General features: G+C 39.5%; 12 protein-coding genes. 6 read left to right on the top strand and 6 right to left on the bottom strand.

Translation table 11 applies throughout. The features are described 5' to 3' along the window. Positions 1–206: 206 nt before the first annotated feature. Positions 207–1,979, top strand: a complete 1,773-nt coding sequence (locus H6G08_RS14720; protein ID WP_190543753.1) for a ribonuclease J — start codon at positions 207–209, stop codon at positions 1,977–1,979. A 350-nt stretch (positions 1,980–2,329) separates the two neighbouring features. Here H6G08_RS14720 and H6G08_RS14715 read toward each other — a convergent pair whose 3' ends face one another. Then, positions 2,330–2,893 carry a hypothetical protein gene (locus tag H6G08_RS14715; protein WP_190543750.1) on the bottom strand — a complete coding sequence of 188 codons (564 nt, stop codon included), beginning with the start codon at positions 2,891–2,893 and terminating at the stop codon, positions 2,330–2,332. Positions 2,894–3,144: 251 nt separating this feature from the next. Then, on the bottom strand, positions 3,145–4,341 hold the full coding sequence (locus H6G08_RS14710; RefSeq protein WP_190543728.1) for an anion transporter: 1,197 nt from the start codon (positions 4,339–4,341) through the stop codon (positions 3,145–3,147). 568 nt (positions 4,342–4,909) lie between these two features. Between H6G08_RS14710 and H6G08_RS14705 the strand changes: the two genes are divergently transcribed. Next, positions 4,910–5,287 carry a Mo-dependent nitrogenase C-terminal domain-containing protein gene (locus tag H6G08_RS14705; protein WP_190543725.1) on the top strand — a complete coding sequence of 126 codons (378 nt, stop codon included), beginning with the start codon at positions 4,910–4,912 and terminating at the stop codon, positions 5,285–5,287. A gap of 458 nt (positions 5,288–5,745) precedes the next feature. Here H6G08_RS14705 and H6G08_RS14700 read toward each other — a convergent pair whose 3' ends face one another. Next, entirely contained in the window at positions 5,746–7,767 is a 2,022-nt protein-coding gene (locus H6G08_RS14700) for a caspase family protein (RefSeq protein WP_190543722.1), read from the bottom strand. 193 nt (positions 7,768–7,960) lie between these two features. Between H6G08_RS14700 and H6G08_RS14695 the strand changes: the two genes are divergently transcribed. The 4 genes from H6G08_RS14695 (at position 7,961) to H6G08_RS14675 (ending at position 10,445) form a co-directional block, all read left to right on the top strand. After that, positions 7,961–8,425 carry a hypothetical protein gene (locus H6G08_RS14695; RefSeq protein WP_190543719.1) on the top strand — a complete coding sequence of 155 codons (465 nt, stop codon included), beginning with the start codon at positions 7,961–7,963 and terminating at the stop codon, positions 8,423–8,425. Positions 8,426–8,680: 255 nt separating this feature from the next. After that, positions 8,681–8,857, top strand: a complete 177-nt coding sequence (rpmF, locus tag H6G08_RS14690; RefSeq protein WP_190543716.1) for a 50S ribosomal protein L32 — start codon at positions 8,681–8,683, stop codon at positions 8,855–8,857. A gap of 294 nt (positions 8,858–9,151) precedes the next feature. Beyond that, a complete protein-coding gene (locus H6G08_RS14685) occupies positions 9,152–9,745 on the top strand; it encodes a sulfite oxidase-like oxidoreductase (RefSeq protein WP_190543713.1) in 594 nt (197 codons plus the stop codon). A gap of 292 nt (positions 9,746–10,037) precedes the next feature. Further along, the gene (locus H6G08_RS14675) at positions 10,038–10,445 is read left to right on the top strand and encodes a helix-turn-helix domain-containing protein (protein ID WP_190543708.1); all 408 of its coding nucleotides are present in this window, start codon (positions 10,038–10,040) and stop codon (positions 10,443–10,445) included. A gap of 205 nt (positions 10,446–10,650) precedes the next feature. On the opposite strand, the gene H6G08_RS14670 is transcribed toward H6G08_RS14675, so the two are convergent. The 3 genes from H6G08_RS14670 to H6G08_RS14660 all read right to left on the bottom strand — a co-directional run bounded on the left by H6G08_RS14670 (position 10,651) and on the right by H6G08_RS14660 (position 13,867). Continuing rightward, complete coding sequence (locus tag H6G08_RS14670) at positions 10,651–12,033, bottom strand: aldehyde dehydrogenase (RefSeq protein WP_190543705.1); 1,383 nt, start codon at positions 12,031–12,033, stop codon at positions 10,651–10,653. A gap of 147 nt (positions 12,034–12,180) precedes the next feature. Further along, entirely contained in the window at positions 12,181–13,326 is a 1,146-nt protein-coding gene (locus tag H6G08_RS14665) for a hybrid sensor histidine kinase/response regulator (protein ID WP_190543702.1), read from the bottom strand. A gap of 310 nt (positions 13,327–13,636) precedes the next feature. Then, positions 13,637–13,867 carry a hypothetical protein gene (locus H6G08_RS14660; protein WP_190543699.1) on the bottom strand — a complete coding sequence of 77 codons (231 nt, stop codon included), beginning with the start codon at positions 13,865–13,867 and terminating at the stop codon, positions 13,637–13,639. Positions 13,868–13,941 lie beyond the last annotated feature (74 nt).

The raw sequence follows: 13,941 nt of genomic DNA, 5'->3' as shown, positions 1-13,941 counted from the left end.
ACAGTAGCAACTCCTGTGTTACGACTGAATAGCTATAATATGAATCCTTCAGCGTAAAATCCATTTTTATTGAACAAACAATAGAAAAATCAGATTTAAATTAGGCTGCTTTGGGAATGTCCGGATAAGACAGCTAATGTTGTCTTTGATACAAGATGCTAACTTTATTAACTTAAATTAACCACAAACAACAATTCAAGGAGCAAATGGCTAAAAACGATACAAGCTCCGCCCTAAAAATTATTCCTTTGGGCGGATTACATGAGATTGGTAAAAATACCTGTGTTTTCGAGTACGATGACGAAATTATTTTATTAGATGCAGGTTTAGCCTTTCCCACAGAGGCGATGCATGGTGTAAATATTGTCCTGCCAGATACCACCTATCTCCGGGAAAATCGCCATAAAATCAAAGGCATGATTGTTACCCACGGTCATGAAGACCACATAGGCGGGATTGCATTTCACCTCAAACAATTTGAAATACCTGTAATTTATGGCCCCAGACTAGCAATGGCCATGCTAGAAGGGAAATTAGAAGAAGCAGGAGTACGCGATCGCACAGAGTTAAGATCGGTTTTACCCCGCGATGTTGTCAGAATTGGCAAATCCTTCTTTGTCGAATACATTCGCAACACCCACTCCATTGCTGATAGCTTTACCGTAGCGATTCATACACCCATAGGTATAGTTATCCACACCGGAGATTTTAAAATTGACCACACCCCAGTTGATGGGGAAAGATTTGACTTACAACGACTAGCAGAACATGGCGAAAAAGGCGTGCTTTGTTTGTTGAGCGATTCCACAAACTCAGAAGTACCCGGATTTACCCCTTCAGAACGTTCTGTCTATCCCAATCTTGACCGGGTATTTGCACAAACCCCAGGACGATTATTTGTCACTACCTTTGCTTCTAGCGTCCATCGCATCAACATGATTTTGGAACTGGCGCAGAAGTACAACCGCACAGTGACAGTTGTCGGTCGTTCGATGCTGAATTTGATTGCCCATGCGCGTAATCTAGGCTACATCAAATGTCCCGATCATTTGTTGCAACCGCTACATACTGTCCGCAGCCTTCCTGATGAGAATGTGTTGATTCTGACTACAGGTTCTCAGGGCGAACCGATGTCAGCAATGACGCGAATTGCGAATAAAGAGCATCCCCATATTAAAATTCGCCCAGGGGATACAGTAGTATTTTCCGCTAACCCAATTCCGGGAAATACCATCGCCGTTGTAAATACTATAGATAAACTGATGCTTCAAGGCGCAAACGTTGTCTATGGACGGGAGAAAGGAATTCACGTTTCAGGACACGGTTGTCAAGAAGACCAAAAACTGATGATTGCTTTAACCAAACCGAAGTTTTTCGTACCATTTCACGGCGAACATCGGATGTTAGTGAAGCACGCGCAAACAGCGCAAAGTATGGGTATTCCCGAAGAAAATATGGTGATTCTCCAGAATGGCGATATTGTTGAGTTGACAGAAGACGCAATTCGTGTATCTGGTAAAGTGCCATCAGGAATTGAATTGGTAGATACTACGAGTTCTGGGATGGTTAGCGCTAAGGTATTACAAGAACGCCAGCGCATGGCTTCAGAAGGTATTGTCACTATTGCCGCAGCTATTGATTGGAGTGGTAAATTATTAGCCAAGCCAGAAATTCACCTCAGAGGTGTGGTAACTAGTATAGAGCGATCGCTTTTACAAAAATGGGTACAACAGCGAATTGAAGAAATTTTGGGCGTTCGTTGGTCAGAATTTACACAACCCGGTGAAGGAGAGCAAACGGAAGTCGATTGGGGTGGTTTGCAAGGGATGTTAGAAAGAGAATTGCAACGCTCTATCCGTCGGGAATTGCAATGTCAACCTACAGTAACATTGTTAATGCAGATTCCTGATGAGCCACCTGTCAAAGTCAGCGATGGGAGAAGACGCCGGCCTAGGACTGCTGCGCAGGTAGCTTCGTAAAGAATTTAAGATAAGAAATCTCACGCATTCGACGAAGTCGTTCCCGCAGGGTAGACGCAAAGACGCAAAGTTTTTCTGAGTGTCTTTGCGTTTTGGCGTGAGAAAAATACACTCAAATGGCTTAATTTCGTATCGGATTTTATAGTGACTCATAAAATCTGTTTTTTCTCTATTCTCTCTGCGTCCTCTGCGGTTCAAAAGAAATTTATCTAACCACAGAGAAAACAGAGATAAGTTGAGTAACGAAACTCAAAATTTTTCGTGCTTTGTTACCTTTCACGAAGTGAAACTCAATTTATGATTATAATTATTGGTGAATTAAATTTAATTCAACCTGTAAATATAATTTATTATTTCATTGTTTCTAATATTTGTTCGCAAATACTTGGATTTTGACTATATATATCACTTCTACAAAAGAACGCAAATTGATCGGACATACTTGTGATTACTTCTGCTTTAGCTACTGGGACTTCGTAGCTTTTAATAGGCTTATAAAGCTTGTCTACTACTCTCTTTTTATAGGATGAAAAACCTTCTAAAAATAACATAGCCTGTCTCGCTTCCTTACAAGTTCTTGTATATTTTTCAGTTTTTCCAGCAGAGTATTTATAAGTAAAGTTAAATTTTTGAGTAGTTAATAACGAATCTTTTTGACATAAATAATGAGTAATAGCATCACCTTGAATAATAACAATATTATTGATTGATATTCCTTCTTTCTGTTTATCAAAATGACCTTTATAAACTAGTTCATTATTTTTTTTAGAAGTTTTAATAACAAAATTAAATTTAGAAGTTTCTTGAATTTCCAAATCTACAATTGATGCTTCCATTGCATTAACATGATTGATTAGAAAGCTAGATAGAAAAATAGTTCCTACAAGTAAATTGCTGAATTTAGGTAAGAACATTGACTTTTAACTCCTAGTTTTATTTTCTAAATGCTTTATAACAACTTAAAAATAACTGTTTTTCAATAAAAAAATAATGCTAAAAATACTGAAATAGCTTATATGGCTGATTTTTGAGTAACCGATACCAGTTCCAAGAATATTTGCGACACATAAATTATTGATAAGGCTACAACAATGTTGTGCCCCTACCAATATGTCGCATTTTTTTTCAAATTGGTATTATCTCTAGCCCAATAATCTTCTTTTACCTAGTGAATCCACAGATAAGCTAAAATTAAAGTACATAATGTTAGCGGTACACCAAAGCGTAGATGCTCGATAAATGTTAACTTATAGCCTAAATTTGTAGCAGCTTCGACAACTATTAAGTTAGCGACTGAGCCAAACAAAGTAAGATTACCTGCTAATGTAGATCCGGCTGCTAGCAATAGCCAATATTGGGTATTATCCTTGGGGATCAAAGGATGCAATAAGAGTACAGCCGGAACATTGGAAATTAGATTAGATAAAATAACAGTTACACTCAAAAAACTTGCAGAAGTATTAACTGCATGAGTAAATAATTGCAATAAATTTAATTTTTCTGTAACTCGCGTCAAAATAAACAAGCCGGAAAACATCACTAGCAAATTCCAATCGATTCTTTGGAGAATGCGCTGAGGTTTGATTCGTCGCGTAATCAACAGCAAACTAGCAGCAACTAAAGCCGACTCCGCTAGCGGTAAACCAACAGCAAAGGCGATAAGTAATCCTGTGGTGATGACTAATGTTTTATTAAATAAAGGTTTGTAAATCCGATGATTTCCAGTCGCTAATTGTTGACAAGGTTGAGTGGAACGAACATCAGGATAAAGTAACCATAGCAAACCTATCTGTATTATTAAGCCAATTAAGGCGACTGGAGCGAGTGCGCCCAGAAAATTTAGGTAGGGAATTCCAGAGAAAGAACCTATTAAAATGTTTTGGGGATTACCACTTAAAGTGGCTACAGAACCTATATTAGTTGCACCTGCGATCGCTAATAAATAGGGTATGGGATTTAAACTCAAGGCTTGAGTTAAGCCTAAAACCAATGGTGTAAAAATTAATGCTATGGTATCGTTGAGAAATACGGCAGATAGGATACCGCTAGCAAAGGTTAGAGCAATTAATAATCCCAGAGGACTGCGGGTAATGCTCAATAATATAGAGAGCGATCGCGCAAAAAATCCGGCGTAAGTTAGACTAGCATTGACTACCATCATACTCAGCAAAAACACGATGGTGTTAGCATCAATAGCTTGCCATGCTTCTGTTAAATTTACAGCGCCCAGCGCAATTAAAAAAGCAGAACCCACTAGGGCAATTGTGGCACGGTTCATGCGTAATCCAGGAATGTAGCCCAACGCTAACCCCAGGTAAGTTAAGCCTAGTACGCCATAGATTGCAAATTGTCGGATAATCACTCGCGTTACTTAGTCTTGAAGGAGACAGGGACTGGAAAGTAGGAAAAAGAGGAAAAGAAATTTTTTTCCTGATAGTTGACATATATAACAGCACATGGTAGAAAACTGCTGTCCAGTTAATAACAGTTCTCCAAAATCTTGCTATATCATTCACCCCATCTTTACTTCCCTATAACCTTGTATCTGTTTAATTTTTACAGACAGGAAGCGCAATAGGATTCTGCATCAGCTGTGAGATTTGTATAGAATCTAGCAGTTAGTATTTTTACTCAGTGTTATACTATCTAATAAAGTTTTGTAACAAATATTGCAAAATCAATCCAAAGATAGATGTCTTCACTAAAATCTTAACTATGTCAAGTTATGAACAAGATCGGAAGATCACACTTCCGCTTCCGGGAAAATTGCGTTTAACTTGACGTAGTTATAAATGAGTTCCAAATTAAGTGGCTACGGATAACAATCAGATTGCATCTAGTAGAAACAAGATTTTTCCGGGAACGGTCTAAGCCACTATGTATATGTTCATCGTAAAGGTGAATACCCTCCATCAAATAGAGGAGTAACCATGAAGGTATTCGATAATACCACAAAAAGAATTTTCTTGGCAAGCTGGGTATCTATTAACCAAGCAGAAGCTACTAATACCCCAGTAAACCAGCTGCCACATCCTGCTACTAAGTCTTCTGGCCATATCCTCCAGCCCTTACGACAAAAAGTAGACAACATTCAAGTACGCGATCGCGATTTGGCGCACCGCTTGTGTAAGTTAATTCCGGCTCAGTGTCCTTTTGAGCGTGATGTCAAGTTATTTGGCAAAACTTTATTTCATATTCCGCCAATGTGTAAGCTGAATCCTTTGTATGAAGAATTAGTCAGCTTACGTTTCCGGGCGTTATGCTATCTAGCTGATGAATGTGGAGAGGATGTTTCTCAGTACTGTTAGGGGCTAGGGACTAGGGACTAGGAGCTAGAGGAGAGAGATTTTCTGGTGATTAGTTGATTTGTTATTTGCAAGTTATTATTTCTCAAATCTGAGTCAATAAATTAAACAAGAGTCCAGAATTAAAGCAAGCTGCTAGTTAATTCTGGACTCTTGAGCAATTTGATACCAATTTGAAAACAGAATGCGACAGATGGTAAGGACATGGCAATGCCCACCTGTGTCAACTTAACGCAAAACCCATCTACCGCAAGGAACTGAAGTTCCTTGCTCATAGCCAAAGTCATCTTTAGATGACTAAATATCCTTCAAATCTTGAGTCTACTTTAGTAGACTTGGGCTTTGGCCCTGAGAATTCATTCTCAGGCGGGTGACAAAGCTAAGACAGAGGCTATTTTTAAATTAAATTGACACCAATGGGCAATACCATGCCCTGTAGAATATATTAATTGCCGCTCAGACTAATTTTTGATCCGCCTTACTTGCCATTTTTGAATAGCTTCTTGCGCATCTTCATAAGCTGATGTCATTTCTGGGATTAAAGCTGCAGTTTCAATTGCGGCATTCAGTTCACCTTTGACAGCACGATTTTTTGCCAAATCCAGAATCTTCTCGCTCCATTGATTAATGGATTTTTGCGCAACATCGAAGCCTGGTTGTCCTGGTGGAACTTTCTTTGCTACTTCAATAGCACGATTATATGTAGATGCTTGTCCTGGTCTAATTAAAGCATTAGCGGCGTCTAAGAGAGTTTTATTACTAACATATTGCTTGGCTTCTAGTCGCCATTGGTTAATCAGTGCTTGGGCTTTGGGATACAGTTCTTCTTCTTTAGTAATTAATTGTGCCGCAGCGATCGCATTTGCATACTGTTTTTGTTGGGCGCGACCTTCTGCTAAATCTAAAATCATCCGACTCCAGATTTTAATGTCTTCTTGGGCTTGTTCGTAAAGTGGTTCCCCTGATTGTATTTTCCTCGCAGTAGCGATCGCTAAACTTAAATCGCTGGCTTGAGTTTCCCGCAAAGACATTTTCGCCAAGTCCAATACAGCTTGATTGCGCTGTTGCGATTCGGAATTCGTAACTGTTGTTGTAGATGTTGCTGTAGATGTTGTTGTGGGTGCTGGTTTTGGCGTTGGCGATTGAGTTGGTGTTGGGGTAGTGGAATTAGAGACTGCGGTACTATTATTAGGCAAATTAGTTAGGTCTTTCGCCTCATTAGTCGCCGTATTAGCCGATGTGGTCAATACTTGAGACGTTTTCAATCTGGTTTGATTGCGGAGAAAAACTACTGCAACTAAACCTAAGATTAATAAACTTCCTCCTAGCCACCACAAAAGCTGGCTCCAAAATGATTTTTTTACCTGAGTTGCAGGTGCTTGAGAAATAAAACCTGAGGAAGAGGTGGGAAGAAACTGTTCCTCATTACTTGTCTGTGATGCTGCTGGGAGTACCTGAGATTGCTTTTGTGTCACTGATTGGGAAGCTACATTCCCCGCAAACCCTTGGGCTGCTTGATTTGGAGATTTCTGGCTGATGGCTGTAAATTGTGGTGGCTTTCCTGGGGGAGATTTGGGACTAATAGTAGTTTCTAACCCAGGAATTGTTTGATTATTGCTCGTTGTTTGGACTTTTGTGGCAGTTTTGGCAGAATTCACAGCGAGAGAAGGTGCTGCACGGGCTACCGCAAAAGATTCTTCAGGAAAAATAACGTTTCCTACGTCGCTTCTAGCTGGTGTAATCTTACTGCGCAATGGCGGTAAAATTACTTGCTGCGGCGATGGTACAACCGCAACGGGGTTTTGTGCTGGTCGCCAATGATGCTGACATAATTCTGGGGTGAGTATGCTCAGTTGATTAACTAAATTCCCCAGGTTACTACCATGCCCAGAACCTAAAGCTTGTAATAATGCTGCGGTGAAAAATCCGTGACCTAGTTCTCGGCTTTCATGGGAAAATTGCTCTGGTTGGCAAGAAAGAATTGTTGCTAATTGTAGCTCTTGAGCTAGTTCGAGAGTTTCTTGACCAACGGGAGCATCAGCTTGGGTACCAAAAGCGCGGTTGATATCCAGGATGAGTAATACATTTAACTCAGTTAGCTGCAAACTCTGTAAGAGCGATCGCAATTCTATGCCAGTTTCCTGAACTAAATCGGGATTTCCCTCGACCGGCATTAAATAATCTTGTCCCTTGTAGTTAATGGCATAGCCGCTAAAGAATAACCAAAGATAGTCCCGTGGTTGCCAATAATTTGCGGCTAAATCTTCTAATAACAGCAGGATATTCTCGCGCGTCGGATAAGTAGATTTGTCTCTCATTATCGGTGGCGAGGTATCCGTCATCAGTAGGCAGTTTTGCGGTAAAAAACCTGCCTCTGTAGCCAAAAAGTCTTTCAGCGCTTCGGCATCGGCTTGAGCGCAACTTAAAGGTTGAAATAAATGATATTGATTGATGCCAATAGTAATCGCCCAGTAATTTACCATCCCCTCTGTGTCGCTTCTTGTTTGCTTGAAATTGCTGTTGGCTTTGCGGAAAAAACAAAGTTAACCTATGTCTTATAGTCTAGGAGATTCTTATCGTCACCCCGATAGTATGTGATTTTTATTACATAAAATAGCCGGAAATTACTTTCACTCAATTTAAATTAAAGATTCTGTAGACAGGAGCGAAAAAATCATGAGTAGAAGTGTTGCTCATCAACTATCATCGATCATTTCCTTTTCAGTTATTAGCCAAATTGCCAGAAAAATCCGGATAGTTCAGTTAGGAGTTTTGCTATTTTCGGCGGTTCCGGTGTGGTTTGCTTATGAGGCGATCGCCCCGCAGATGGTAAGAGCTTACACAGCCAGAGTTGACTTGGCAATCGATCGGCTACCAGAGGAAACTTACGAAACCATACTCAGAAGGGCAGAAGCAGTAGCGAGAGCCGCAGCTCAAAGGAGCTTCGACCAAGATATTTTAGTTACAGATGTATCCGTAATTGTCTCCGTACAAAGTCTAGGAGCGATCGCCCCAGTTTTAGCCTTAGAAGTCACTCGTCAACAATGGCGTACTCGTCCCGATGCGCAACGTTGGGCAACTTATTTTAAAACAGCGCGATCGCTTTTGTTATTTGACCCCAAGCCCACAGAGAAAAAGTAGGGAAGAGAGACAAGGGAAGGGAGACAAGGAGGACAAGGGGGACAAGGGGGACAAGTAAGACAAGGAGGACAAGGAGGACAAGGGAGACAAGGAATTTTAGATTTGAAATTTGCAATTGTGGATTCCAATCTAAAATCCAAAATCCAAAATTGTTTCAATGCCCCATGCCCCATGCCCAATTCCCATTTTTATGTTGCCAGTGTCAATTGATGGCTTAGAATAAAAAGGTTGTCAAGAATTGCGATATCCGCTATCATGGCTGTTCCAAAGAAGAAAACATCTAAGTCTAAAAGAGATAAACGCCGAGCTAACTGGAGACATAAAGCTGCTGTTGAAGCACAAAAAGCTCTTTCCCTAGGCAAGTCGATTTTGACTGGACGCTCTACATTTGTCTACCCATCTGCTGAAGACGAAGAAGCAGAAGACGAATAATAATGTCGATGGTTAAGAAAGGCACGAACAGCGCTGTTAGATTGGCGCTTTTTCGTTGCTTTTCTCATGGCATTATCCATACATAGTTATAGTTAATTGGACAAGCTCCATTAACTATTGCCTATGGGTGATGAGCAAATAATTTATCGAAATTAAGCTATCTGTAGTTTCTGGATTTTTAGTATTCTGTGCAATTGATATTTTTTATCCTTTTTGAGTAGCGCAGATGCTCAAATCCTTAGAAAATTATCTCAAGAAAACCAATTATCTTGAAAAATTAATTTTTCTGAGATTATGTTAGGAAAATTTTTTCAGAAACCAGAGCAAGAAGATAACGAACGGGTTCCGCCTGGTCAATATTTGGCTAAAGGCTTTCCCGTTTTAACTTATGGTGCAACACCAAAGATAAATATAGAAGAATGGGAATTTAAAGTTTGGGGTTTAGCCAAACCTGCTACCTTTACTTGGGCAGATTTTATGGCTTTACCTCAATCTGAATTCACAGCAGATTTTCACTGTGTAACGCGCTGGTCTAAACTTGATGTTAAATGGACTGGGATTAAAGTTACAGAGTTTATGAGTTTGTTAGAGGTTGATCCCCAAGCAGTTCATGTGATGGAACATTGCTATGGTGGCTACACTACTAACATCTCAATGGCAGATTTTGTCAGGGAAGAAAATTTCTTTGCTTTTCAACTATTTGGTGAACCTTTACCAGCAGAACATGGCGGGCCGATGCGCTTAGTTGTTCCCCATCTTTATGCTTGGAAAAGCGCTAAATGGATTAATGGTTTAGAGTTTCTCAAAAGTGAAGAACTGGGTTTTTGGGAACGTAATGGTTACCACCAACGGGGTGAACCTTGGGCAGAAGAAAGGTATAGTTACTAACTAGAAAATGGGCATTGGGCATTGGGCATTGGGCATGGGAAAGAAAGATTTTCATGTTTGGTTGTAGTTTTTCCCATGAGGGGCTAATTTGTAATTCTTAATTCGTAATTAATTAATTAAGAATTGCTGAGAAATAGTCTAAAAAAAACACTACCGAGCATGTCAATTTTTTGGCTGGGTAGTGTCTTTGTATTTGCGAAAATTTATGACATTAATATTGTTTTCATCCGCTTTATAGGTACGCACTCTGAATACGATAACGTCAATGCGGCAACAATTTGAGGTAATATGTATGCTCGAACTCCGACCAATCCGAAATGAAGCTGATTATCGTGCTGCACTTGATGAAATAGAAAGATTATTCGATGCAGAACCTAATACAATAGAGTGCGAAAAGCCCTTCGGGCATGGCTTCGCTTACCGCTTAGAAGTTTTAACAACTCTAGTAGAAGCATACGAACAACAACACTATCCAATTGCAGCACCAGAACCAATAGAAGCTATTTTGTACTATCTTGAATCTCGTGGTTTATCTACTCACGATTTAGAACCTATTATTGGAAGTCTGGAAGAGGTTGCAGCAATTTTAAATCGCCAGCAACCTCTAACATTAGAGATGATTCGGCGTTTAAATCAACAATTGGGAATTCCTGCTGATGTGTTGATTCAACCATACTCTCTCATGAAAAATTCAGCTTAACCCTCTTCTATCACTTTGGGAAGAGAACAATAAATGTAGGTTGGGTTGAACGGAGTGAAACCCAACAATACCAAAGTTTTCGGGTGTTGGGTTTCGTGCCTCAACCCAACCTACACCTAAATTGGTAAAAGTATTGAAAAATAAAGGTTTGAGATTTTTATTTGGCAAGAGTGATTAAAGAGGGTTAATGCAAAATGTGAACTAATTAACCCAGGAATCGCTTGAGGAAAGCTAACTTTCCTTGATAGGGAGCGTAACGCCAATTTAAATCAAATAAAAATGAGTTTTGCAAGACGCTTTTGCGGTGGGAAAAGGTGTCAAAACCAGCTTTACCGTGATAACTACCAATACCACTATCACCAACACCGCCAAATGGTAAAGATGAAACACCATATTGCATGATTGTATCGTTAAGACAAACTCCACCGGATGTAGTTTCCTGCAAAATGCGCTGTTGCAGGTTTTTGTTTTGCGAAAATAAGTATAAAGCTAGGGGTTTTGGTCGAGAGTTAATTAGAGCGATCGCTTCTTTGATGTCATCATATTCAATAATGGGTAAAATCGGACCAAAAATCTCTTCCTGCATAATTGCATCATCCAAAGAGACGTTCTCAAGCAGCGTGGGAGCTATATAACGTTCCGCCGGGTTCGTTTCTCCACCAATGATAACTTCACCATTTTTTAGAAGATTTACTAATCTATCAAAGTGTTTTGCAGAGATAATACGAGCATAATCAGGACTCGTTTCTGGCTTATCTCCATAAAATTCTTTGATAGTTTTTTTCAGCCCTTCTACTAAATTTGTTTTGATTCTTTTATCAACTAAAATATAGTCAGGGGCGATACAAGTTTGTCCAGCATTGACAAACTTACCCCAAATAATCCGCTTGACGGTGTGTTCTAAATTAATTTCTGTATCTACAATACAAGGGCTTTTACCACCTAATTCTAAAGTAACTGGTGTGAGGTGTTTAGCCGCCGCTTCCATAACAATTCTGCCGACATTTGTACCACCAGTAAAAAAGATATAGTCAAATTTTTCTGCTAACAGATTTTGACTGGTTTCTACACCACCTTCTACTAGTGCAATATATGCTGGATCAAAATATTTAGCAATTATCCCAGCCAGCAAACTAGAGGTATGAGGCGCAAGTTCTGAAGGTTTGAGAATTGTGCAATTTCCCGCCGCGATCGCACCAACTAAAGGCCCTATCATTAAGTTAAATGGATAGTTCCAAGGGCCGATAATTAAAACTACTCCTAAAGGATCTGGATAAATTTTAGCTGAGTATTGCAAAAATTCCAGAGAAACGGCTGCTTTTTGAGGCTTAGTCCAAGTTTTGATATGCTTAATAGCGTAATCAATTTCTTTATATACTAAAATTTCTGTAGCATAAGCTTCAAATTCTGGTTTATTTAAGTCAGCTTTTAATGCTTGAATTATTGCTTGTTCATTTTCTAGAACTGCTTGTTTGAGAATTTTAAGTTGTTCAATCCGAAAAGCAACATCTTTAGTTTTACCAGTTTGAAAAAATTCGCGTTGTTTACGAATAATATCGTTGATAGAAATTGATGATTCAGTAATCATGTTTTTTATAGAGGCTAGGGGCTAGGGGCTAGGGAAGGGAGAAAAGAGGGATAAGGGAAGGGGGACAAGGAGGACATGGGGGACAAGAAAGAAAGGATCAATGACTATTAACTATTGACTATTGACTATTGACTATTGACCATTGACTTATATTTTTACAGGTAGCATAACAATAAATACACTACCTTTACCCAACTCAGATTTAACTAAAATATTTCCTTGATGAGCTTCAACAATTCGCCGGGAAAGATACAGCCCTAAGCCACTACCAGAACTCTTGTGACTTCCTTGGCGAAAACGCTCAAATAATGTGGTTTGTTCTTCAGGAGAAATACCGGGGCCTGTGTCTTCTACTTCAACAATTAGGAATTCACTAAAAGCGGAATTTTCCACAGCATCTAAATACGACTTTTTGCTGTTTTGGGTTGTTGAACCAAGATGAATATTTACTGAGCCAGAATCGGTAAATTTTATAGCATTACCAATTAGGTTAGTAAATAGACGATGCAATTCTAAGCGATCGCCCATGACTGAGTTGCTGGTTAACTCTTGAGCAATTCCTAAATTTATCGATAGTGATTTTGCTTCAGCTAAAGGTGTTAATTCTCCTACTACCTCCTCTAATAATTGGCGGAGGTTCACTGGTTGAAAAGCCAAGGTTTTGCGACCAGCTTCAAAGCGGTACACTTCCAGTAAGGTATTAACCATTGACAGCAAATTAGTATTGCTACGCGCCATGATCGCGATCACTTCCTCCATTTGCGGCGATAATGCTCCCAAAGCACCCTGCTGAAACAGCATGAGTACGCGATCGGCAGCTACAAGGGGGGTGCGTAAGTCGTGGGTGAGACGGGAGACAAAATCTTCGCGCTGGCGAGCAATTTCATCACGTTCATCGATACTATGTTTTAAACGTAAGAGCGATCGCACTCGTGCTAGCAATTCATCCACCGTCACAGGCTTGCGGATAAAGTCATCAGCACCTAAATCTAATCCCTTGGCAACATTTGGCGCATCATGAGCAGTAATCAGCAGTATGGGGATATATTGCTGCATGGCAGTATTTCCACGTATGCGCCGAGTAACTTCGTAACCATCCATTCCCGGCATCATTAAATCCAGCAATACCAAATCACAAGGAGATGCTTCTAATTGTGATAAAGCTGAAGCACCATTTTCTGCTGTGCTAACTGTGTAGCCTTCTTCCTCCAAAATAGTTTTGATTAAAAACACATTATCTGGAGAATCATCTACAACCAAAATTTTGTCAGAGCGAGAATTTTGTGAGTTCATGTAGCGGGTCTCGGTAAAATTTTCGGGGTTTGTAATCTTAGATATATTTATATCAATTTTAGTTAACCTTCTCTTGAATAAAGATTATTTACCTAAAAGCTGCAATAGATTTTTTTATTTTATCTTATATAAGATTTACTAGTTTTTCATAGGTAAATAATTACTTGCTAATCTAACTATTTTGGGTTAAATTTTCAAACTAAATGGGTAGCTAGTTGATATATCGTAAACCTTTTGATAGTTGGACATAGACACAGGTTTAGCTGCGAAAGTAAGCCTTGAGCCTGTGCCATATTCTCCCTATTTGATACTAATCATTAATTTCTGAATTACTCTCTTGTACGGATTCAGGTAGATATTTTAGAGGTTTTTTGAGCAAAACCCAATTGAGATACAGTGCTAGAACCTGCATTTTCAGGAATTGGTTCAGGCGTTGATAGTTATTATCCTTCAAAACCCAAGCCCAGAATTTTTCCAGCAGTAGCCCCAGAATAATTTCTACAGACTTGTTGATAACTAGGGGAATTAGTGTTTCGAGCATTGCGATCGCCTCAGTAAGCAATAGTGTATTTACGCCCTTCTAAAATCCCTCAAACTATGTAATCACAAGGCTTC

Source organism: Calothrix anomala FACHB-343, from assembly GCF_014696435.1.
GTDB lineage: Bacteria > Cyanobacteriota > Cyanobacteriia > Cyanobacteriales > Nostocaceae > Aulosira > Aulosira anomala_A.
The sequence above is the reverse complement of the archived record's forward strand: the minus strand, read 5'-3'. Positions and strand labels throughout refer to the sequence as shown.